The sequence below is a fragment of the Streptomyces sp. NPDC050988 genome, from assembly GCF_044456225.1.
Taxonomy (GTDB): domain Bacteria; phylum Actinomycetota; class Actinomycetes; order Streptomycetales; family Streptomycetaceae; genus Streptomyces.
Genome location: NZ_JBITFQ010000029.1, coordinates 108,296 through 130,104, shown reverse-complemented (window position 1 = coordinate 130,104; position 21,809 = coordinate 108,296). Strand labels below are relative to the sequence as shown.

Here is a 21,809-nt window from a genome sequence, read left to right as displayed (position 1 = left end):
GAGCGGGCGCGGTCAGGCAGGTCCAGTCCGGGCCTTTCGGGCTCGGACCGTTCGTGCCGGCGGTGGGCTGTCGGTCCGTTTCGATGTCCGCGGGTTCACGGTCGTCGTGCTGCTGCTCGTGGCCGCGCTCGCCGCGAGTGTCGTGCTCATCGGCACCGGCGACTTCCCGATACCGGCCGCCGACGTCCTCAGGACGTTGGTCGGCAACGGCGACGCGGGCCAGGAGTTCATCGTCAACGAACTGCGCCTGCCGCGAGTCCTGGTCGGGCTCCTGGTGGGGGCCTCGCTCGGGCTCGGCGGCGCGCTCTTCCAGGCCATCTCCCGCAATCCGCTGGGCAGTCCGGACGTGCTCGGCCTCGGGCAGGGTTCGACGGCCGGCGCGCTCGTGATGATCGTGCTGTTCTCGGGGAACGCCACCCAGGTCGCCGTCGGCGCGCTGGTCGGCGGTCTGGTGACCGGGCTCGCCATCTATGTGCTCGCCTGGAAGCGGGGTGTGCACGGATACCGACTCGTCCTGGTCGGTATCGGTGTCTCCGCGATCGTCACGGCCGTCAACGGCTATCTGATCACCAAGGCCGATCTCGTCGACGCGGCCCGTGCCGTCGTCTGGATGACCGGCTCGCTCAACGGCCGTGACTGGGACCAGGTCTGGCCGCTGCTCGGCCTGTGCGCCGTCCTCGTACCGCTGGTCCTCGGCAACGCGCGCGGGCTGCGGATGCTGGAGATGGGCGACGACGTGGCGTACGCGCTCGGGGTGCGGGTCGAGCGGACGCGGCTGCTGCTGTTGGTGGCCGCCGTGCTGCTCACCGCGGCCGCCACCGCCGCCGCGGGCCCGGTCGCCTTCGTCGCGCTCACCGCACCGCAGCTCGCGCGGCGCCTCACCCGCTCGCCGGGACCCAACCTGGTGCCCGCCATGTGCATGGGCGCCACCCTGCTGGTCGTCGCCGACTGGGCCTCGCAGCGGGCCTTCGGCGCCGACCAGCTGCCCGTCGGCGTCGTGACCGGAGTGCTCGGCGGCGTCTATCTGTTGTGGCTCCTGGTCACCGAGCGCAAGGCGGGGCGGATATGAACGCCGACCGTAAGACGAGTACGGCCGACGACGGGGCGGCGCGTACGGCCGCCGCCGGAGAGACGAGCACGACGAGCAGGACGAGTACGGGCTCCGATGGCGGGCCGCGCACGAACACCCGAAGGAGCACTGTGAACCGCCTGTCCGCCGAAAACGTCACCCTCGCCTACGACCAGCGCGTCATCGCCGAGCAGCTGTCGGTCGAGATACCGGACAACTCGTTCACGGTGATCGTCGGCCCGAACGCCTGCGGCAAGTCCACGCTGCTGCGCGCCCTGTCCCGCATGCTGAAGCCGAACCGGGGCCGGGTGCTGCTCGACGGGCAGGTCATCCAGTCGATGCCCGCCAAGAAGGTGGCCCGGACGCTCGGGCTGCTGCCGCAGTCGTCGATCGCGCCGGACGGGATCACCGTCGGCGACCTCGTGGGGCGCGGGCGCTACCCGCACCAGGGGCTGCTCCGCCAGTGGTCGACCGAGGACGAGCGGATCGTGCGCGAGTCCATGACCTCGACCGGGGTCGCCGAGTTGGCCGACCGATACGTCGACGAGCTCTCCGGAGGCCAGCGCCAGCGCGTGTGGATCGCCATGGCGCTCGCCCAGCAGACCCCCCTGCTGCTGCTCGACGAGCCGACCACCTATCTCGACATCCAGCACCAGATCGACGTGCTCGACCTGTGCGCGGAACTCCACGAGGAGCAGGGCCGCACCCTGGTCGCCGTACTGCACGACCTCAACCACGCGGCCCGGTACGCCACCCACCTGATCGCCCTGCGCGAGGGCTCGGTGATCGCCGAGGGCGCCCCGGCCGACATCGTCACGGCCGAGCTGGTCGAGGAGGTCTTCGGGTTGCGCTGCCAGGTCATCGACGACCCGGAGACGGGTACGCCGCTGGTGGTGCCGGCGGCGCGGAAGGCACGGGCCGCTGCCGCGGGTGTGGGGGTTGCCGAAGGCTGAGCGTGTCGGCGGTGGTGTTTTCGGTTGCGGTGCGTCGTGGCTGGGCGCGCAGTTCCCCGCGCCCCCTGACGGGGCGCGGCCCGGCTCAGAGAAGCTTTCTGAGCCGGAGCAGGTCACGCAGGCCCGCTTCGAGCTTGACCCGGCCCGAGCCCCAGGCCTTCGCGAAGTTCAGCTCGCCGTCGACCATCGCGACCAGGTCGTCGCCGGTCATCGTGAGCCGGATCTCGGCCTTGTCGGGCGGCGGGCCCTGGAGCGTGTCGAGCACCTCGATACGGCCGTCCTTGAGACGGCCTACGAAGGTGATGTCGAGGTCGGTGATATGGCAGCTCAGCGAGCGGTCCAACGCCGCCGCGCTGCGTACGTCGCCGTCCGCGCCCGCCATGTTGTCCGAGAGCTTGTCGAGTGCGCTGCGGCACTCCTCAATCGTGGCCATCGCGATCGACGGTACCCCAGCGCTTCGCGGTAGCGTCGGGTCATGAGCGACTCCATGACCGGCCCGGAGACGGGGGCCCGCGACGCAGGACCCTTCGGCGCGGAGGCCCGGACTCCGGCCGACCCCGCGCCCGAGCCGGTGCCGGTGCCGTCCGCGGACCCCGGGGCCATGGCCGGGCCCGGGCCCGAAGGCGAGCCCGGACCTCAGGCCGAGGCCGGGCCCGCCGCGGAACCCGAGGACGATCCCGCCGCCCCCGCTCCCCTCCTCGTGCCGCGTACGCCCACCGGCAACGCCGAGGTCGACGCCCAGCTCGACCGGTTGGCCGATGTGGACCACCTCGCCACGGACGGCCATGTGGAGGTGTACGAGGATGTGCACAGGGGGCTGCGCGACGCGCTCACCGCGCTCGACGCCCGCCCGGGACCTCCGGGGCCCCCTGCGCCGTACGGCAGCAGTAACGACAGCAACAGCAACAGGAGCTGAACCGAACGTGGCAGGAGTGGCACGACGCCGCCTCGACGCCGAGCTGGTCCGACGTAAACTCGCCCGCTCGCGTGAGCACGCCGGACAGCTGATCGCCGCCGGGCGGGTCACCGTCGGCAAGACCCTCGCGACCAAACCCGCCACCCAGGTGGAGACCGCCGCCGCCATCCTGGTCACCCAGGACGACGACGATCCCGACTACGTCTCGCGCGGCGGCCACAAGCTCGCCGGAGCGCTGGAGGCCTTCGTTCCGCTCGGCCTGGCGGTCGAGGGGCGGCGGGCTCTGGACGCCGGCGCCTCGACCGGCGGGTTCACCGATGTGCTGCTGCGCGCGGGCGTCGCCCACGTCGTCGCCGTGGACGTCGGATACGGGCAGTTGGCCTGGTCTCTTCAGAGTGATGAACGCGTCACCGTCAAGGACCGTACGAACGTACGCGAGTTGACGTTGGAGGCGATCGATGGGGAGCCGGTGGATCTTGTTGTCGGTGACTTGTCCTTCATCCCGCTCGGCCTGGTGCTGCCCGCCCTTGTGCGGTGCGCGGCGCCCGGAGCCGACCTGGTGATGATGGTCAAGCCGCAGTTCGAGGTGGGCAGGGAACGGCTCGGGAGCGGCGGAGTCGTCCGCAGCCCCGAGCTACGGGCGGACGCCGTGCGTGGCGTGGCCCGGCAGGCGGGGGAACTGGGACTCGGGGTGAACGGCGTGACGGCCAGTCCGTTGCCCGGGCCCTCGGGGAATGTCGAGTACTTTCTGTGGCTGCGTGCCGGGGCACCCGCACTGGACCCGGCCGACGTTGACCGTGCAGTGGCGGAGGGGCCGCGTTGACACAGACCCGAGCTCGTACTGTTTTCCTGCTCGCCCACACCGGACGGCCCGCGGCCATCCGCAGTGCCGAGCTCGTCGTCGAGGGGCTGGTGCGTTCCGGTCTCGGCGTACGGGTCCTGGAGGCGGAGGCGGCCGATCTGCCGCTTCCGGAGAGTGTGGAGCTCGTCAAGGAGGCGACACCGGAGTGCCTCGACGGGTGTGAGCTGCTGATCGTCCTCGGCGGTGACGGGACGCTGCTGCGCGGCGCCGAGTTCGCCCGCGCCTCCGGGGTGCCCATGCTCGGCGTCAACCTCGGGCGTGTCGGCTTCCTCGCGGAGGCCGAGCGCGACGACCTCGACAAGGTCGTCGACCGGGTGGTGACGAAGGCGTACGAGGTCGAGGAGCGGATGACCGTCGACGTCGTCGTGCACAGCAACGGCGATGTCGTCCACACGGACTGGGCGCTCAACGAGGCCGCCGTGCAGAAGGCGGGGGCCGAGAAGCTCCTGGAGGTCGTGCTGGAGATCGACGGGCGGCCGGTGACCGGGTTCGGGTGCGACGGGATCGTCCTGTCGACGCCGACCGGTTCGACGGCGTACGCGTTCTCCGCGGGCGGGCCCGTGGTGTGGCCGGAGGTCGAGGCGCTGCTGATGGTGCCGATCAGCGCGCACGCCCTCTTCGCCAAGCCGCTGGTGACCTCGCCGAACTCGGTGCTGGCCGTGGAGGTCCTGCCGCACATCCCGCCCGGGGTGCTGTGGTGCGACGGCCGCCGCACGATCGAGCTGCCGCCCGGTGCGCGGGTGGAGGTCCGGCGGGGGGCCGTGCCGGTGCGGTTGGCGCGGCTGCACCATGCGTCGTTCACCGATCGGCTCGTCGCCAAGTTCGCGTTGCCGGTGGCGGGTTGGAGGGGTGCTCCCCACTGAGGGCTCCGCAGGGGGCGGGGGATGTGTTGTTGGTTTGGTGCGGGCCGGTGGGGGCTGGTCGCGCAGTTCCCCGCGCCCCTGAAAGACGGGGCTGCGCCCCTGTCTTTCGTCTTCAGGGGGCGGTAGCCCCTGCTGTTGAGGGGCGCGGGGAACTGCGCGAGCAACCCCCACGCGCCCGCAGTCGAGGTACGGGCAATTCGGTCAACCGCACCAGGGACTGGGGCGGCGTCGCGCCGGGTGGGGGAAACCTCGTATGGTCATGTCCGTGTTGGAGGAGATGCGGATACGGTCGCTCGGAGTCATCGACGACGCGGTCGTCGAGCTGTCACCCGGCTTCACCGCCGTGACCGGTGAGACCGGCGCGGGCAAGACGATGGTGGTCACCAGCCTGGGCCTGCTGCTGGGCGGGCGCGCCGACCCGGCCCTCGTGCGGATCGGGGCCAAGAACGCGGTCGTGGAGGGGCGGATCTCCGTACCCGACGGCGCCTCGGCCGTCGTACGGGCCGAGGAGGCCGGCGCCGAGCTGGACGACGGCGTGCTGCTCATCAGCCGTACCGTTTCCGCCGAGGGGCGCTCACGCGCGCACCTGGGCGGGCGCAGCGTGCCGGTGGGGCTGCTCGCCGAACTCGCCGACGACCTGGTGGCCGTGCACGGCCAGACCGACCAGCAGGGGCTGCTCAAGCTGTCCCGCCAGCGACAGGCCCTCGACCGGTACGCGGGCGACGCCGTCGCCGTGCCGCTCGCCAAGTACGCGGGCGCCTACCGACGGCTGCGCGCCATCTCCACCGAACTGGACGAGATCACCACCCGCGCGCGGGAGCGTGCCCAGGAAGCCGACATGCTGCGCTTCGGGCTCGACGAGATCGCCGCGGTGGAGCCGCGCCCGGGCGAGGACGTCGAGCTGGCAGCCGAGGCCGAGCGGCTCGGGCACGCCGAGGCGCTCGCCTCCGCCGCCACGGCCGCGCACGGCGCCCTCGCGGGCAATCCCGAGGACCCGGAGGGCATCGACGCCACGACACTCGTCGCGGGCGCACACCGGGCCCTGGAGGCCGTACGGTCCCACGACGCGGCGCTCGGCGCGCTGGCCGGCCGCATCGGGGAGATCGGGATCCTGCTGGGCGATGTGGCGGGGGAGCTGGCGGGATACGCCGACGACCTCGACGCCGACCCGCTGCGGCTCGCGGCGGTCGAGGAGCGGCGCGCCGCGCTCACCGCGCTGACCCGCAAGTACGGCGAGGACGTGGGATCGGTACTGACCTGGGCGGAACAAGGGGTCGCGCGGCTCTTGGAGTTGGACGGCGACGACGATCGGCTCGGCGAACTGACGGCCGAGCGGGACGCGCTGCGGGCCGAACTGGGTGGGCTGGCACAGGCGTTGACGGACGCCCGTACGGAGGCCTCCGAGCGGTTCGCCGCCGCCGTGACCGCCGAACTCGCCTCGCTCGCCATGCCGCACGCGCGCGTGTCGTTCGAGATCCGGCAGACCGAGGATCCGGACGGCGTTGAGGTCGGCGGCCGCCCGGTCTCGTACGGGCCCGCAGGCGTCGACGAGGTCGAACTGCTCCTCGCCCCGCATCCGGGGGCGCCGCCGCGGCCCATCGCCAAGGGGGCGTCCGGTGGTGAGCTGTCGCGCGTGATGCTCGCCGTCGAGGTCGTGTTCGCGGGTACGGATCCGGTGCCGACGTATCTCTTCGACGAGGTCGACGCGGGTGTGGGCGGCAAGGCCGCGGTCGAGATCGGGCGGCGGCTCGCCAAGCTCGCCAGGAGCGCGCAGGTCGTCGTCGTCACCCATCTGCCTCAGGTGGCGGCCTTCGCCGACCGGCAGTTGCTGGTCGAGAAGACCAACGACGGGTCGGTCACACGGTCCGGGGTGAAGGTCCTGGAGGGCGAGGAGCGGGTGCGGGAGCTGTCGCGGATGCTGGCCGGGCAGGAGGACTCGGAGACGGCGCGGGCGCACGCGGAGGAGTTGCTGGCGACGGCTCGGGCCGACAGGTAGTCGTTGACGGTGACGGGTGGCCGTTGACGGGCAGCCGCTCGGAGGACTGGGGCTGCGGCTGCGGCTGCGGCTGCGGGCTCTGTGGCGCTCCGCTGCGAGACGCTTGTGCGCCCCGCGGACCCCGTCACTCATGTGAGTGACGGTTCGCCGCCCCGGCGCGCCACCCACCACGCCACCCACCACCACCCCAGCCCCCTCGATGGTCCGTAACTCCCGCGAGCCCTGGCATCCTTGGAAGAGGACCCCGGGCGGTACACCCCCACCGCCCGTTCCTTCTGTACTTTTCTTCGTGACCGCCCGACGCCGAACCAGGAGCCCCGGCCACGTGATCCACGTGAGCAGCCACTCACCGCCCGGACAGTCGCCGCTGCGTACTGTCCAAGTGCTCGGCGGCGGCAGCGCGGGCAGCTGTGCCCATGTGCGGTCGCTGACGTCGGGGCTCGTCGCCCGGGGCGTGCGGGTCACCGTGTGCGCCCCTGCCACGGCGGATCACACCTACGACTTCAGCGGCGTCGGGGCCGACCACGTGCACGTGCCGAGGCGGAACGACCCGACCTCCATGGCCGTGCTGAGGGCGGCCTGCGCGGACGCCGACCTGGTGCACGCGCACGGACTGCACTCCGCGCTGCGGGCCGCGCTCGCGCTCAGCGGACGGCGCGTCCCGCTCGTCGTCACCCTGCACTCCCGCCCGTACGCCGAGGGCGCCCGGGGGCATCTGCTGCGCCTGCTGGAACGGCGCGTGGCCAGGGCCGCGTCCGTGGTCCTCGGATCCTCGTCCGACCTCGTGGACCGGGCCCGCAGCAGGGGCGCCCGGGACGCGCGGCTCGCCGCGGTCGCGCTGCCCGCCCCGCGCCGGCCCCTCGCCGAAGGCGACGACGTCGACCGGCTGCGCCCCAAGGCGCGTGCCGAACTCGGCGCGACCGACCGGCCGTTGCTGATGGCCGTCGGCTCCCTCGACCGGCACCGGGGGTACGACACGCTGCTCGACGCCACGCGTGCGTGGCGGCGGCTCGATCCCGTACCACTGCTCGTGATCGCGGGTGAGGGGCCGCTGCGCGGTGAACTCCAGCGGCGCATCGTGAACGAGGGGCTGCCCGTGCGTCTCGTCGGTCCGCGTGAGGACATCGGGGAGTTGCTGGCCGCCGCCGATCTCGCGCTGCTGCCCGGCAGCTGGGAATCGCGCTCGGTGCTCGCCCAGGAGGCCCTCCACGCGCGCGTGCCGCTCGTCGCGGCGGCCGCCGGAGGCATCCCCGAACTCGTCGGCGACGCGGCCGAACTCGTCCCGCACGGGGACTCCGAAGCGCTCGCCGAAGCCGTCGAGGCGCTTCTCGCCGACCCCGCCCGCCGCGAGCACCTCAGGGACAAGGGCACGCTCCAGGTGGCCACTTGGCCGACCGAGGACGAGACGGTGGCCCAGGTCCTCAGCGTGTACGACGAACTGACCAAGCCGTTGCCGCTGCCGTAGGCCCGGACGCTGGGGCCTCGCCCTACGGGACGAGTCTGCGGGCCCTCAGCGCCAGGCTCAGGGCCAGTACCGTCTGCGGGTCGTCGAGGTCCGTCCCGAGCAGCTCCCCGATCCTCGCGAGCCGGTTGTAGAGCGTCTGCCGGTTGAGGTGCAGTTCGCGCGCGGTCTCCGCCTTGCGGCCCGCGTGCGCCAGATACGTCTCCAGGGTGGGCAGCAGCGGAGGCTTGGAGCGGTTGTCGTGGTCGCGGAGGGGGCCGATGGCGCGGTCCACGAAGGCGGCCAGGTCCCGGTGGTCCCGCAGCCGCCACAGCAGCAGGTCGATGTCCAGGCGGCGGGCGTCGTACCAGGGGCGGTCGGACAGCCCCTGGGCCGCCGTGGCCGTTTCGGCCGCGTGCCGCAGGCCCGCCGACGCGGCCGCCCAGCCGCCCGCCACGCCGACCACCACGACCGGCGGCTGCGCCCCGGGCCGCTGCATGCCCGCCCGCTCCACACCGGCCCGCAGCGCCGCCGCGACCCGGTCCGCGACCGTCGACCGCTCGGACTCCGAGCGCAGCCCCAGCAACAGCGGTACGCGGCCCTCGACGGGGCGTACGCCCAGCAGGACCGGCACCCCCACCGAGGCAAGCTCCTCGGCGACCGCGCGCGCCAGGACGGCCCAGCCCCCGCCGGGGGACAGCCCGTCGGCGAGCCGCATCACCACCGGGAGGAGCGGCCCCGGACCCGGCTTGAAGCCGAGTACCCGGGCCTGCGCGGGCGCGTCCTCGGCGGCGATGCGGCCCTCGGCGAGGTCGGTGAGGAAGTCGCCGCGCCCGCGCGCCGCCAGCTCCTCCTCCTGGCGGGCCTGCATCAGCACCACGGCGAGGATGCCCGCGGCCTGCTCGGCCGCCATCCGGTGCACGGGCGCGAGCGGGGAGTGAGGGGCGTTCACGGGCAGCAGGACGAGCCGGGCGCGGACCGAACCGGTGCCGGGCCCGCCGCCGGGCACCTCCACCAGGACCGCCCCCGTCGGCGGGTCCTCCTGGTGCTGGCCGCGCAGCCCCTCCCACACCTGGAGCGGGTCGGCGTTCGCGGGGCCGGTCCCGGCGGCGTACAGGAGCTGACCGTCCGGGGTCTCCAGGAAGACCGGGTTGCCGCTGAAGTCGGCCAGGATGCCGAGGACCTGGGGGATGCCGCCTCCGCCGAGCAGGGCCTGGGTGCAGCGCCGGTGCACCTCCTCGGCCTGCTGGAGCAGTGCGTAGTGGCCGTTGACGATCTCGGTGTGGATCTCCTCGGTGACCGTCACGAACGCCACCTCGCGGTGCAGCTGGACCAGCGGCAGACCGGCCGTGCGGGCCGTCTCCACGAGGGCCGCGGGCAGCCGGGTGAAGCGCGTGCCCAGTTCCACGACGAGGGCCGCGATGCCGCGCTCGGCCAGCGTCCGGACGAAGGCACGCTGGTCGGCGGGGCGGGTGCCGAGCCCGTACCCCGTGGTCAGGAGCAGTTCGCCGCCCTTCAGGAGCGACGCGATGTTCGGTACCTCGCCCGCGTGCACCCAGCGCACGGTGCGGTCCAGCCGGTCGGCGCCCGCGAGGATCTCCGGCAGGCCGCCGCGCAGCCCGGGAAGCTCCAGGGCCCGCTGCACGGTGATCCCGCCACCGTGCGTGTCCGGCGTGTCGATACGGCTGTCCATGACGCGGACGCTACCTCGTCCTCCACCTGCCGCGACGCGCCGGACAGAGCCTACGAGGGCGCGATGTTGTGGTTGAAGCGGAACACGTTGTCCGGGTCGTACCGGGCCTTCACCGCCGCCAGCCGCCGGGTGTTCTCGGCGCCCAGGCCCGCCTCCACCCGGTCCTCGCCCTCGTCGCCGATGAAGTTGAGGTAGACCGCCCCGGTGCTCCACGGCCGGACGTCGGCACGGACGTCCCGTACCCACCGCATGCAGCGCTCGTCGTCCGCGGGGTCCTCCCAGATGCCGAACGGGTGCACGGCCCAGGGCGAGTCCCGGTACGGCACCGGGTACTCGCGGGGGCCGTCGGCGACCGCGCCGCCCAGCGGGAACAGCACGTGCTGGGTTCCGGTGGGCACGGGCATCGTGTCCGCGCGGGCGCAGAAGACGTCCAGGAGCTCGTCGGGCGCGCCCGTCAGGTACTCCGCCGACCAGTAGTTCCGCATCCCCGGCGGATCGTCGATCATGCACTGGAGGTCCGCGTACGGGATCGCCGTGACCATCTCGACCTCGTGCGGCAGCGCCAGCAGGGGCTGGGCGGTCTTGCGCAGGTCCTCCTCGCCGCCCGCGTAGGTCACGAGGGCCCCGCACAGCAGCGTGCCGACCAGGTGCTCGGGGACGAACTCCTCGGGCGGTCCCGTCATGTAGAGCACGCCGCCGGCCGCCTCCACCGGCCCGGTCTCCATGATCTCGCGGAAGACGCGGGCCACCTCCGGGCCGGACTCCGGGCGGTAGAGCAGCATGGCCATCGCGAACTCGGGCAGCTCGTGCAGTCGCAGGGTCAGCGCGGTCGCGACGCCGAAGTTCCCGCCGCCGCCGTGCAGCGCCCAGAACAGCTCGGGGTTCTCCTCGGCGCTCGCGTGGACCGTCGAGCCGTCCGCGGTCACCAGATCGACGCCGAGCAGGTTGTCGATCGCGAGCCCGAACTTCCGCTCCAGCCAGCCGCTTCCGCCGCCCAGCACGAAACCGCCGACCCCGGTCGTCGAGGCGCGGCCTCCGGTGGTCGCCAGGTGGTGCGGCTCGGTGGCGCGGTCCATGTGGCTCATCGTCGCGCCGCCCTCGACGCGTACCGCCGCCGCTCCGGGATGGACCGTCACCTCGTGCATCCGGCGCAGGTCGACGACCAGACCGCCGTCGTTCAGGGCCATGCCCGCCACGCTGTGGCCGCCGCCGCGGACCGCGATCTTCAGATCCAGGTCCCGGGCGAACCGCACCGACCTGGCGACGTCCGCCTCGTTCGCGCACTGCGCGATCACCGCCGGCCGCCGGTCGATCATCGCGTTGAAGACCGCCCGGGCCTCGTCGTACCCCGGATCGTCGGGGGCGAGCACGTCACCGGCCAGATCCTCGCGGAGTGCGGCGAGCGCCGCGCCCGCCTTCGAGAGGGAAGCCATGGCCGCCCCCCTTCCGGAGCAGGGGCATGTAGGTGCTTCCAGCGTAGGCGGGTGGGGGCCGTCGGTCGCGCCGAGCCCGCGGGCCGACCCGCCGTGCGGCCACCCGCGGGCAGCCGCACAGGCCTCGTGACGGCCCTCGTGTCGGACCTCCGGTCAGCCTCCGTACGCCCCGGAGGCCGTCAGCCTCAGTGCCGTGTCGATCAGCGGCACATGGCTGAACGCCTGCGGGAAGTTGCCGACCTGGCGCTGCAGACGCGGGTCCCATTCCTCGGCGAGGAGACCGAGGTCGTTGCGCAGGGCCAGCAGCTTCTCGAAGAGCTTGCGGGCCTCGTCCACGCGGCCGATCATCGCGAGGTCGTCCGCCATCCAGAACGAACAGGCCAGGAACGCGCCCTCGTCGCCCGGCAGACCGTCGACGCCCTCGTCGCCGCCCGAGGTCGGGTAGCGCAGGATGAAGCCGTCCGACGTGGACAGTTCGCGCTGGATGGCCTCGATCGTGCCGATCACGCGCTTGTCGTCCGGCGGCAGGAAGCCCATCTGCGGGATCAGCAGCAGCGAGGCGTCCAGCTCCTTCGAGCCGTACGACTGCGTGAAGGTGTTGCGCTCCTTGTCGTAACCCTTCTCACACACGTCCCGGTGGATGTCGTCGCGCAGTTCGCGCCACTTCTCCAGCGGGCCGTCCGCGTCGCCGGACTCGATGAGCTTGATCGTCCGGTCGACGGCGACCCAGGCCATCACCTTCGAGTGAACGAAGTGGCGGCGCGGGCCGCGCACCTCCCAGATGCCCTCGTCCGGCTCGTCCCAGTGGTCCTCCAGGTAGCGGATCAGCTTGAGCTGGAGGAGCGAGGCGTAGTCGTTGCGGGCCAGACCCGTCATGTGGGCCAGGTGCAGGGCTTCGGTGACCTCGCCGTACACGTCGAGCTGGAGCTGCCCCGCGGCGCCGTTGCCGACCCGTACGGGCCCCGAATTCTCGTACCCGGGAAGCCAGTGGAGCTCCGCCTCGCCCAACTCCCGCTCGCCCGCGATGCCGTACATGATCTGCAGGTTCTCCGGGTCGCCGGCGACCGCGCGCAGCAGCCACTCGCGCCAGGCACGCGCCTCCTCGCGGTAGCCCGTGCGCAGCAGTGACGACAGGGTGATCGCCGCGTCACGCAGCCAGGTGTAGCGGTAGTCCCAGTTGCGGACACCGCCGATCTCCTCCGGCAGGGAGGTGGTGGGCGCGGCGACGATGCCGCCCGTCGGCCCGTACGTCAGCGCCTTCAGCGTGATCAGCGAGCGGACCACGGCCTCGCGGTAGGGCCCGTGGTACGTGCACTGGTCCACCCACTCGCGCCAGAACTCCTCGGTGGCCTCAAGGGAGGCCTCCGGCTCCGGCAGCGCGGGCGGCTGCTTGTGCGAGGGCTCCCAGGAGATCGTGAACGCGATCCGGTCACCCGGGGCGACCGTGAAGTCCGAGTACGTCGTCAGGGCCTTGCCGTAGGTCTCGCACTCGGTGTCGAACCACACCGAGTCGGGCCCCGCGACGGCCACCGTCCGGCCCTCGTGCTTGTGCACCCAGGGCACCACACGCCCGTACGAGAAACGCATCCGCAGCGCGGAGCGCATCGGGACGCGTCCGGTGACGCCCTCGACGATCCGGATCAGCTGCGGCGCGCCGTCACGCGGAGGCATGAAATCCGTCACGCGGACGGTGCCGCGTGACGTGTCCCACTCGGATTCCAGGATCAGCGAGTCGCCGCGGTAGCGACGGCGGACAGCGGTGGGCGGTGCGGCGTCGGCGGCGTGCGCCGGACCGAGCCGCCAGAACCCATGTTCCTCCGTGCCGAGAAGTCCTGCGAAGACGGCGTGGGAGTCGAAGCGGGGGAGGCACAGCCAGTCCACCGTGCCGTCCCTGCAGACCAGCGCGGCTGTCTGCATGTCTCCGATTAGTGCGTAGTCTTCGATGCGCCCGGCCACGTGCAACTCCAGTCGAACGGCCACGTCGCCCCCCGAGGGGCGGTCGCTCTTTGCGGTCAAGGGAACGTATGTAAATCGTCGTCGCGCGACGTCAATTGTCGTGGTGATGTCGTAGCGAAACGAACTGACGAGCTCTCGAAGTTCCGGGCGACGGGCGTGGGTGGTGCCGTTTGCCGGCCTGACTCGGCAGCGATCGTCCGAGCAGGATACGACGCACGCTGATGATCCGCGCGCCGCTCCCGACAACCCGTCTGAGCCGAACGAGTGAGCACGACTGTGGTCCGTGTCGAGCCGTGTGCAGAGCGTGGCCGGAAGCGGCCTCGCCCTGTCGCTGATACCCTGGTAGCCCGTGGACCGGTGGGCGCCCCGGCAGGAAAAGGGACCCCCGAACCGCAGCGACGGCACCTCCGGAATCCTCCGGGTCGGGGAGCCGTACCGCACCAGACACCGCGACCACGGGAGCCCCCTCTTGGCCATGCCGCCCGCTGCTTTCCGAAGCAGCACAGCCACGACGACCAAGCACATCTTCGTCACCGGGGGTGTCGCTTCCTCCCTCGGGAAGGGTCTGACCGCCTCCAGCCTGGGCGCGCTGCTCAAGGCGCGGGGTCTGCGGGTCACCATGCAGAAGCTCGACCCGTATCTGAACGTCGACCCGGGCACCATGAACCCGTTCCAGCACGGTGAGGTGTTCGTCACCAACGACGGCGCCGAGACCGACCTGGACATCGGCCACTACGAGCGCTTCCTCGACGTCGACCTGGACGGTTCCGCCAACGTCACCACCGGGCAGGTCTACTCGACGGTCATCGCCAAGGAGCGGCGCGGCGAGTACCTCGGCGACACCGTGCAGGTCATCCCGCACATCACCAACGAGATCAAGCACCGCATCCGCCGCATGGCCACCGACGACGTCGACGTGGTCATCACCGAGGTCGGCGGTACGGTCGGCGACATCGAGTCGCAGCCGTTCCTGGAGACCGTTCGTCAGGTCCGTCACGAGGTCGGTCGCGACAATGTGTTCGTCGTCCACATCTCGCTCCTTCCGTACATCGGCCCCTCCGGGGAGCTGAAGACGAAGCCGACCCAGCATTCGGTTGCGGCTCTGCGCAGCATCGGTATCCAGCCAGACGCGATCGTGCTCCGCGCCGACCGCGAGGTGCCCACCGCGATCAAGCGCAAGATCTCCCTGATGTGCGACGTCGACGAGGCGGCCGTGGTCGCGGCCATCGACGCCAAGTCCATCTACGACATCCCGAAGGTCCTGCACACCGAGGGCCTGGACGCCTATGTCGTCCGCAAGCTCGACCTCCCGTTCCGCGACGTGGACTGGACGATCTGGGACGACCTGCTGGACCGCGTCCACCGCCCGGTCCACGAGATCAACATGGCGCTCGTCGGCAAGTACATCGACCTGCCCGACGCCTACCTCTCGGTCACCGAGGCCCTGCGCGCCGGCGGTTTCGCCAACAAGGCCCGCGTGAAGATCAAGTGGGTCACCTCGGACGACTGCAAGACCCCGGCGGGCGCCGCGAAGCAGCTCGGTGACGTGGACGCGATCTGCATCCCCGGCGGCTTCGGCGACCGCGGTGTGTCCGGCAAGGTCGGCGCCATCCAGTACGCCCGCGAGAACAGGATCCCGCTGCTCGGTCTCTGCCTGGGCCTGCAGTGCATCGTGATCGAGGCCGCGCGCAACCTCGCCGACATCCCGGACGCCAACTCCACCGAGTTCGACTCCGCCACCGGCCACCCGGTCATCTCCACCATGGCCGAGCAGCTCGACATCGTCGCGGGCGACGGCGACATGGGCGGCACGATGCGCCTGGGCATGTACCCCGCCAAGCTCGCCGAGGGCTCGATCGTGCGCGAGGTGTACGACGGCAAGGAGTACGTCGAGGAGCGTCACCGCCACCGCTACGAGGTGAACAACTCCTACCGTGCCGAGCTGGAGAAGAAGGCCGGCCTGCAGTTCTCCGGGACGTCCCCGGACGGCAAGCTCGTGGAGTACGTGGAGTACCCGCGGGACGTCCACCCTTACCTGGTCGCGACGCAGGCACACCCCGAACTGCGCTCGCGTCCGACCCGGCCGCACCCGCTCTTCGCGGGCCTGGTCAAGGCCGCTGTGGAGCGCAAGACGGCCAAGTAGCACGCGGGTTGTACGGTTGCCGGGGTGCGCGTCTTTCGAGACGCGTGCCCCGGTTTCGTAGGGCTTCTGGTGGGCGTATTTCCGTTGGGCGCCGAGTCGTTGGGCGCAGGTTCGTGCGTGTGGGAGGACAAGTCGACATGACCATCAAGGACACCGCCGAGGAGTGGGAGGTCAGGGCGACCCAGACCCCGTTCGTGGGCAACAAGACCTCCGTGCGCACCGACGACGTGGTCATGCCCGACGGATCGGTCGTCCACCGCGACTACCAGGTCCACCCCGGTTCGGTGGCCGTCCTCGCCCTCGACGACCAGGGCCGCGTCCTGGTCATCCGCCAGTACCGGCACCCCGTACGCCACAAACTCTGGGAGATCCCGGCCGGGCTGCTCGACATCCCGGGCGAGAACCCACTGCACGCCGCCCAGCGCGAACTCTATGAAGAGGCCCACGTGAAGGCCGAGGACTGGCGTGTCCTCACCGATGTGTTCACCACGCCCGGCGGCTGCGACGAGGCCGTGCGCATCTTCCTCGCCCGCGATCTCTCCGAGGCCGAGGGGCAGCGCTTCGAGGTCGAGGACGAGGAGGCCGACATGGAACTCTCCCGCGTCCCGGTCGACGAGCTGGTACGGGGCGTCCTCGCCGGGGAGCTGCACAACAACTGCCTGGTCGTGGGCGTGCTTTCGCTGATCGCGGCGCAGCAGGGCGACGGCCTGGACGCCCTGCGCCCGGCCGAGGCACCGTGGCCCGCACGCCCCTTCGAGGCGTGAGCCGCTCCGGCGCCCGCTCCGGAAGCCGTTCCCGAACACACTGCTGAGCCCGTCCCTGAATCCACTCGGGCCCACGCGCCCGCCCCGCCGGTGTGACGATCGCCTGATCCGATCGGGGGACGTGCCCGCCGCGCTCGGCACAGATCGTCGCAGAGCGTGAACTAGGCTCTGGAAACGCCCCGACCGGAGTCCCGGCGGGCTTGCGCGTGCAGTGGGACGGGAGTGTGGCCCGTGACGGATCAGGCGGTGGACGCCGGCGACACGGCGGTGTCGGAGGAAGAGCAGCGCCCGGCTGCCGAGCCTTCCCCCACGGAGAGTCAGTTCCTCGGCCGCACACGAGAGTTGAAGGAACTGCGGGCCGACATCGAGCGGGCCGGTCTGGACACCCTCGCGGGCCGGAAGGCGCCACGCGCGCGCGTGCTGCTCATCGCGGGCAAGCCCGGATCGGGCAGGACCGCGCTCGCCGAGGAACTCGTACGGCAGGTCGCGGACAGTTACCCGGACGGCGTCCTGAGGGCCCGGCTCACCGAGCCCGACGGCACACCCGTGGCGACCGAACGAACCGCCCGTGACCTGCTCACCGCTCTCGAACTGACCGCCCCGGCAGGGGCCGGCGAGGACGAGCTGGCCGAGCGGCTGCGCGAGGGGCTCGCCACTCGCCGTGTACTGCTCCTGCTGGACGACGCGGCGGACGCCGAGCAGGTCGACGTGCTCCTCCCGGAGACCCCGGACTGTCTCGTCGTCGCCGTCTCCGGCGGACCCCTGACCGGGATCTCCGACGTCCGGCCCTGCACCCTCGGCGGCCTCGACACCAAGTCCGCCCTCGAACTTCTCGACCGGTACACGGGCTCGGTACGCATCACCGTCGACCCGCTGGCGGCCGAGGGACTCGTGCGGATCTGCGCGTCCCAGCCCGCCGCGCTCGTCCTCGCCGGCGCCTGGCTGGCCCACCGGCCCAAGGCGGCCGTGGCCGACCTGGCCAAGCAACTGCGCACCGAGGGTGACGAAGGCCGTCTTCTCGACGTTCTCGAACGCGTCTTCCGCCTCTCGTACGCGGCCCTGCCCTCGGCCGCCGCGCGGATACTGCGACTGCTCTCGCTCGCCCCCGCGGGCCTCGTGGACCCGCACACCGCGTCCGCGCTGGCCGGCTGTTCGGTCGGCGCCGCCCGCACCACCCTGGACGACTTCACCAAGCTCGGCCTCGTCCGGTCCGTCGAGTCGCCCCTGCCGCAGTACGAGGTGCCGGGCTGTCTGCTGCCGCTGCTGCGCTCGCTCACCGAGACCCAGGACCGACCGGCCGAACTCCAGCTGGCGCGCGCCCGGATGCTGGAACGGACCGTCCGGCTGCTGGTCTCCTGCCGCGCCATCACCGAGACCGACAGCTCCCCGGCCCGCGAGAAACTCGCCGGGATGCCCCGCGCGCTGCGCTTCCCGAACCCCCGCGCGGCCGCCGACTGGCTGCGCATCCGGCAGCCCGCGCTGCTCGCCGCGGCCCGGCTCGCGGTCGCCGACGGGGAGCTGGACACGCTGGCACGCCGCCTCATGGCCGCGCTGGTCAGAGCGATGGTCGCGCACTTCGGTACGCAGGCGGCGGCGCCCGAGCTGTACGGCATCCACCGGCTCGTCCTGGACGTGGCCGAGCGCCGGGACCTGCCCCGCGAGAAGGCCGCCGCGCTGCTCAACCTCGCCGACCTGGACGCCCAGACCGGCCGTACGAGGAGTGCGCTGGCCCGCTACCGGGCCGCTCTGGACGCCGGACGCGAGGCGAACGACCCGTATGCGACCGGCCGCGCGATGGAATCCGTAGGGGGCGCGCACCAGGAGCTCGGGGACCACGACCGGGCCGCCGACTGGTTCGGGCGCGCCCTCGCGCAGCGGCTCGCGCGCGACGAGCGCGAGGACGTGGCCCGGCTGCACGGCCGCATCGCCACCGCGCACACCTACGCGGGCCGCTACGGCGAGGCGCTGCGCAACTGGCGCTCGGCGATCACCGGCTACCGCAAGAGCGGCGATGTGGCCGGTCAGGCAAGGGCGTTGAGCGAGATGGGACGGGTGCAGGAGTACGCGGGCCGGCCCGAGGAATCCCTCGCCACCTGCCAGGAGGCGGTCGAGTGGGCGCGCCGCGCCGAGGACACCCGGCTGCAGGCCGCGCTGCACCTCCGGCTCGCCGACACGCTGGACCGGCTGGGGGACCCCGCGGCCGCCGGGCTGCACCGCGGCGCGGCCGAGCGCATGCTGGGTGACGAGCTCCCAGAGGACGCGTCAACCAGGGAACACGACGCTAACGCCTGCGAAATCCGTAGTACATCCGAAGAAGATTGATGCATTGAAAGGCTAGACAGAGGGAATCCCTTCATTAGACTGGCTCCGCCGCGTCTTTTCGTGGTGTCTCCCGGTGTGCTCCCGTGCGTGCCGGTATGTCGGGCCATGTCCTGGCATGCATGACCCCAGACCCCTTCTGAGCCAAGGACCGTGATCGACGTGAAGGTCGGCATCCCCCGCGAGGTCAAGAACAACGAGTTCCGGGTGGCCATCACCCCCGCCGGCGTGCACGAGCTGGTGCGCCACGGCCACCAGGTCCTCATCGAGCAGAACGCCGGAGTCGGCTCGTCGATCCCGGACGAGGAGTACGTGGCCGCCGGTGCGCGGATCATCGCCACCGCCGACGAGGTCTGGGCCACCGCCGACCTGCTGCTCAAGGTCAAGGAGCCCATCGCCGAGGAGTACCACCGCCTCCGCAAGGACCAGACGCTCTTCACCTACCTGCACCTGGCCGCGTCCAAGGAGTGCACGGACGCGCTCGTCGAGTCCGGCACCACGGCGATCGCCTACGAGACCGTCGAGCTGCCCAGCCGCGCGCTCCCGCTCCTCGCCCCGATGTCCGAGGTCGCGGGCCGTCTCGCCCCGCAGGTCGGCGCGTACCACCTGATGCGCTCGGTCGGCGGCCGCGGTGTGCTCCCCGGTGGCGTCCCCGGCACACAGCCCGCGCGGGCCGTCGTCATCGGCGGCGGTGTCTCCGGCTGGAACGCCACGCAGATCGCCGTCGGCATGGGTTTCCACGTCACGTTGCTCGACCGCGACATCAACAAGCTCCGCGAGGCCGACAAGGTCTTCGGCACCAAGGTCCGGGCGATCATGTCCAACTCCTTCGAGCTGGAGAAGGCCGTTCTGGAGGCCGACCTCGTCATCGGTGCCGTGCTCATCCCGGGAGCCAAGGCGCCGAAGCTGGTCACCAACGAGCTCGTGTCGCGAATGAAGCCCGGAAGTGTTCTTGTCGACATCGCCATCGACCAGGGCGGCTGCTTCGAGGACTCGCGTCCGACGACCCACGCGGAGCCGACCTTCCCGGTCCACGGCTCGGTCTTCTACTGCGTCGCCAACATGCCGGGCGCCGTGCCCAACACGTCGACTTATGCCCTGACGAACGCCACGCTGCCTTACATCGTGGAGTTGGCGAACCGCGGCTGGGTCGAGTCGCTGCGCCGCGACCCGGCTCTCGCCAAGGGCCTCAACACGCATGACGGCAAGGTCGTTTACCGCGAGGTCGCGGAGGCGCACGGGCTGGAGCACGTCGAGCTGGAGACCCTGCTCGGCTGACGATACGACCGATCTGTCCCGACCCGTCGGATGATCTCTCTACCGATAAAAGGCGATTCGTCAACACAGGTCGTCAACATGGCGCGTACGGCCGGACCTTGTCCCACAAGGTCCGGCCGGATGTGTGTCGAGTCACTTTGCGAGACTCGTTCAACTCGCCTCGAACGTAACCCTTGAACCGTTTCGCACACCCGTGAAACCTGCCGTGCGACGCCCTTACGCCCTTGACAGCGGGGTGTTCCGTTGCCGACACATCGGGCCGGGTCCGGCGGATTGTGTTGCTGCGGACCGGTGACACGCCATAGAGTCGCCAACCGTCGGCATGGTGCCACGCTGACCTATCTAGAAGTTTCCTGGTCACCAAGGAGGTAAGACGACTTGTGAATGAGTCGACATTTACTCCCGGGGGTGGTCAACCAGGAATGCCTGCGCAGGGCTCAAGGCCCACGGGGCTCGAGGCTGTCGGCTCCGTTGCTGTGCGCACCTTCGCAGCCCACCAGAGTCTCCACCCCTCGCGGACGACTCAGCCCGCACACCAGAGCATGGATGGCCATCACGTGAACGCCATGGCCGGCAACGGAAGTGGCGAGAACCGCACCCACTTCGCCGACTACGACGACCTGCCCGAGGGGCACTTCTACGACCCCGACGCCGAATACGAGCCCGATCCGGAGTACGCGGCCACGCTCGCGCCCGACGCGGCGCGCCAGCGGCGTGAGCGCATCGGCCCGACCGGGCGCCCGCTGCCGTACTTCCCGATCCCGGGCCCGCTGACCGATCACGGCCCCGCGAAGATCATCGCGATGTGCAACCAGAAGGGCGGCGTCGGCAAGACGACGTCGACCATCAACCTGGGCGCGGCACTCGCGGAGTACGGACGCCGGGTCCTGCTCGTCGACTTCGACCCGCAGGGCGCACTGTCCGTGGGCCTCGGCGTCAACCCGATGGAGCTCGACCTCACGGTCTACAACCTGCTCATGGAGCGGGGCATGGCGGCCGACGAGGTGCTCCTGAAGACAGCGGTTCCGAACATGGACCTGCTGCCCAGCAACATCGACCTGTCGGCCGCCGAGGTCCAGCTGGTGTCCGAGGTCGCGCGCGAGTCCACACTGCAGCGGGCCCTGAAGCCGCTGATGGCCGACTACGACTACATCGTGATCGACTGTCAGCCCTCGCTCGGTCTGCTCACCGTCAACGCCCTCACGGCGGCGCACAAGGTGATCGTGCCGCTCGAGTGCGAGTTCTTCGCCCTCCGTGGTGTCGCGCTGCTCACCGAGACCATCGAGAAGGTCCAGGAGCGGCTCAACCCCGAGCTGGAACTCGACGGCATCCTCGCCACGATGTACGACTCGCGGACCGTGCACAGCCGTGAGGTGCTCGCGCGCGTGGTCGAGGCGTTCGACGATCACGTCTACCACACGGTGATCGGCCGGACCGTCCGCTTCCCGGAGACCACGGTCGCCGGTGAGCCGATCACGACGTACGCCTCCAACTCCGTCGGTGCCGCCGCCTATCGCCAGCTCGCCAGGGAGGTGCTCGCCCGGTGTCACGCCGAGTGAGTCTGCCGGGGGCCGACGAACTGTTCCGTACGACCGGGGGAATGGCGCTTCAGGCGTCCAGCCCCAGGCGCCAGGCCAACGGCGAGGCCCGGGTACCGGCTCCGGCGGGCGAGAGCGACGCCGCTGCCGCCGGGGAGGACGCCCCGCAAGCCGTACCTGTGCGGGGCGGCGACGGCGAGGGCGACGAACATGTCGCCGCCGACGCCGAGTCCCCCGACGGTGAGTCCCGGAGTCGGGGCGCCGCCGGGGACCGTTCCGGGCGGCGTCAGGGGGTGCAGGAAGGTTCTGCCGGGCCCTCCGCGGGCGCGCAGCCGCGCAAGCGCGGGCGTGGCTCCGGGCGGCGCCCGAGCGGGCGTGAGCGGCACGACGAGAAGATCACGGTGTACGTGTCCGCCGAGGAGCTCATGGACCTCGAGCACGCCCGGCTGGTGCTCCGCGGGGAGCACGGGCTGGCCGTCGACCGTGGGCGGATCGTGCGGGAGGCTGTCGCCGTGGTGCTCGCGGATCTCGAATCCCGTGGGGACGCGAGCATCCTCGTACGACGGTTGCGCGGGCGGTAGCGGT

General features: G+C 71.5%; 17 protein-coding genes. 13 read left to right on the top strand and 4 right to left on the bottom strand.

Features of this window, described 5'->3' with window-relative positions:
- Positions 1 to 67: 67 nt before the first annotated feature.
- Positions 68 to 1,069 carry a FecCD family ABC transporter permease gene (locus ACIBEI_RS39360; RefSeq protein WP_398895429.1) on the top strand — a complete coding sequence of 334 codons (1,002 nt, stop codon included), beginning with the start codon at positions 68 to 70 and terminating at the stop codon, positions 1,067 to 1,069.
- The gene (locus tag ACIBEI_RS39355) at positions 1,066 to 2,022 is read left to right on the top strand and encodes an ABC transporter ATP-binding protein (protein ID WP_398895412.1); all 957 of its coding nucleotides are present in this window, start codon (positions 1,066 to 1,068) and stop codon (positions 2,020 to 2,022) included. The genes ACIBEI_RS39360 and ACIBEI_RS39355 overlap by 4 nt, the downstream gene beginning before the upstream one ends.
- A gap of 85 nt (positions 2,023 to 2,107) precedes the next feature.
- Here ACIBEI_RS39355 and ACIBEI_RS39350 read toward each other — a convergent pair whose 3' ends face one another.
- Positions 2,108 to 2,455 carry an SCP2 sterol-binding domain-containing protein gene (locus ACIBEI_RS39350; protein WP_359726366.1) on the bottom strand — a complete coding sequence of 116 codons (348 nt, stop codon included), beginning with the start codon at positions 2,453 to 2,455 and terminating at the stop codon, positions 2,108 to 2,110.
- A 168-nt stretch (positions 2,456 to 2,623) separates the two neighbouring features.
- Here ACIBEI_RS39350 and ACIBEI_RS39345 point away from each other — a divergent pair, with 168 nt between their 5' ends.
- The 5 genes from ACIBEI_RS39345 to ACIBEI_RS39325 all read left to right on the top strand — a co-directional run bounded on the left by ACIBEI_RS39345 (position 2,624) and on the right by ACIBEI_RS39325 (position 8,124).
- Positions 2,624 to 2,938, top strand: coding sequence for a hypothetical protein (locus ACIBEI_RS39345; protein ID WP_398895428.1), 315 nt, complete (start codon positions 2,624 to 2,626; stop codon positions 2,936 to 2,938).
- Positions 2,939 to 2,945: 7 nt separating this feature from the next.
- Entirely contained in the window at positions 2,946 to 3,761 is an 816-nt protein-coding gene (locus tag ACIBEI_RS39340; protein WP_055618638.1) for a TlyA family RNA methyltransferase, read from the top strand.
- Positions 3,758 to 4,663: an NAD kinase gene (locus tag ACIBEI_RS39335; RefSeq protein ID WP_055618637.1), complete on the top strand. Its 906-nt coding sequence runs from the start codon at positions 3,758 to 3,760 to the stop codon at positions 4,661 to 4,663. Before ACIBEI_RS39340 ends, ACIBEI_RS39335 begins: the two co-directional genes overlap by 4 nt.
- 253 nt (positions 4,664 to 4,916) lie before the next feature.
- Positions 4,917 to 6,659, top strand: a complete 1,743-nt coding sequence (gene recN, locus ACIBEI_RS39330) for a DNA repair protein RecN (protein WP_398895410.1) — start codon at positions 4,917 to 4,919, stop codon at positions 6,657 to 6,659.
- Between the two features lie 325 nt (positions 6,660 to 6,984).
- Positions 6,985 to 8,124 carry a glycosyltransferase family 4 protein gene (locus ACIBEI_RS39325; RefSeq protein WP_398895409.1) on the top strand — a complete coding sequence of 380 codons (1,140 nt, stop codon included), beginning with the start codon at positions 6,985 to 6,987 and terminating at the stop codon, positions 8,122 to 8,124.
- A gap of 22 nt (positions 8,125 to 8,146) precedes the next feature.
- Here ACIBEI_RS39325 and ACIBEI_RS39320 read toward each other — a convergent pair whose 3' ends face one another.
- From ACIBEI_RS39320 to ACIBEI_RS39310, 3 genes are all read right to left on the bottom strand, one after another.
- Complete coding sequence (locus ACIBEI_RS39320; RefSeq protein WP_398895407.1) at positions 8,147 to 9,793, bottom strand: PucR family transcriptional regulator; 1,647 nt, start codon at positions 9,791 to 9,793, stop codon at positions 8,147 to 8,149.
- A gap of 50 nt (positions 9,794 to 9,843) precedes the next feature.
- Positions 9,844 to 11,226: an FAD-binding oxidoreductase gene (locus tag ACIBEI_RS39315; protein WP_398895405.1), complete on the bottom strand. Its 1,383-nt coding sequence runs from the start codon at positions 11,224 to 11,226 to the stop codon at positions 9,844 to 9,846.
- A 153-nt stretch (positions 11,227 to 11,379) separates the two neighbouring features.
- Entirely contained in the window at positions 11,380 to 13,182 is a 1,803-nt protein-coding gene (locus tag ACIBEI_RS39310) for a glycoside hydrolase family 15 protein (protein ID WP_398895427.1), read from the bottom strand.
- A 475-nt stretch (positions 13,183 to 13,657) separates the two neighbouring features.
- Between ACIBEI_RS39310 and ACIBEI_RS39305 the strand changes: the two genes are divergently transcribed.
- From ACIBEI_RS39305 to ACIBEI_RS39280, 6 genes are all read left to right on the top strand, one after another.
- Entirely contained in the window at positions 13,658 to 15,325 is a 1,668-nt protein-coding gene (locus ACIBEI_RS39305; protein ID WP_398895403.1) for a CTP synthase, read from the top strand.
- Positions 15,326 to 15,462: 137 nt separating this feature from the next.
- A complete protein-coding gene (locus tag ACIBEI_RS39300; protein ID WP_398895402.1) occupies positions 15,463 to 16,089 on the top strand; it encodes an NUDIX domain-containing protein in 627 nt (208 codons plus the stop codon).
- A gap of 231 nt (positions 16,090 to 16,320) precedes the next feature.
- Positions 16,321 to 18,411: a tetratricopeptide repeat protein gene (locus ACIBEI_RS39295; protein WP_398895400.1), complete on the top strand. Its 2,091-nt coding sequence runs from the start codon at positions 16,321 to 16,323 to the stop codon at positions 18,409 to 18,411.
- A gap of 159 nt (positions 18,412 to 18,570) precedes the next feature.
- On the top strand, positions 18,571 to 19,686 hold the full coding sequence (gene ald / locus ACIBEI_RS39290; RefSeq protein WP_269649383.1) for an alanine dehydrogenase: 1,116 nt from the start codon (positions 18,571 to 18,573) through the stop codon (positions 19,684 to 19,686).
- A 422-nt stretch (positions 19,687 to 20,108) separates the two neighbouring features.
- Positions 20,109 to 21,245, top strand: a complete 1,137-nt coding sequence (locus tag ACIBEI_RS39285; protein WP_143635976.1) for a ParA family protein — start codon at positions 20,109 to 20,111, stop codon at positions 21,243 to 21,245.
- Complete coding sequence (locus ACIBEI_RS39280; protein WP_398895397.1) at positions 21,230 to 21,805, top strand: hypothetical protein; 576 nt, start codon at positions 21,230 to 21,232, stop codon at positions 21,803 to 21,805. The genes ACIBEI_RS39285 and ACIBEI_RS39280 overlap by 16 nt, the downstream gene beginning before the upstream one ends.
- Positions 21,806 to 21,809: the final 4 nt, after the last annotated feature.

What these genes read in the sequence shown, in the direction of transcription:
- ACIBEI_RS39305 (WP_398895403.1), top strand. Translation starts at nt 13,658, where the DNA reads ATGCCGCCCGCTGCTTTCCGAAGCAGCACAGCCACGACGACCAAGCAC.
- ACIBEI_RS39320 (WP_398895407.1), bottom strand. Translation starts at nt 9,793, where the DNA reads ATGGACAGCCGTATCGACACGCCGGACACGCACGGTGGCGGGATCACC.
- ACIBEI_RS39345 (WP_398895428.1), top strand. Translation starts at nt 2,624, where the DNA reads ATGGCCGGGCCCGGGCCCGAAGGCGAGCCCGGACCTCAGGCCGAGGCC.
- recN (WP_398895410.1), top strand. Translation starts at nt 4,917, where the DNA reads ATGGTCATGTCCGTGTTGGAGGAGATGCGGATACGGTCGCTCGGAGTC.
- ACIBEI_RS39355 (WP_398895412.1), top strand. Translation starts at nt 1,066, where the DNA reads ATGAACGCCGACCGTAAGACGAGTACGGCCGACGACGGGGCGGCGCGT.
- ACIBEI_RS39285 (WP_143635976.1), top strand. Translation starts at nt 20,109, where the DNA reads ATGCCTGCGCAGGGCTCAAGGCCCACGGGGCTCGAGGCTGTCGGCTCC.
- ACIBEI_RS39350 (WP_359726366.1), bottom strand. Translation starts at nt 2,455, where the DNA reads ATGGCCACGATTGAGGAGTGCCGCAGCGCACTCGACAAGCTCTCGGAC.
- ACIBEI_RS39315 (WP_398895405.1), bottom strand. Translation starts at nt 11,226, where the DNA reads ATGGCTTCCCTCTCGAAGGCGGGCGCGGCGCTCGCCGCACTCCGCGAG.
- ACIBEI_RS39300 (WP_398895402.1), top strand. Translation starts at nt 15,463, where the DNA reads ATGACCATCAAGGACACCGCCGAGGAGTGGGAGGTCAGGGCGACCCAG.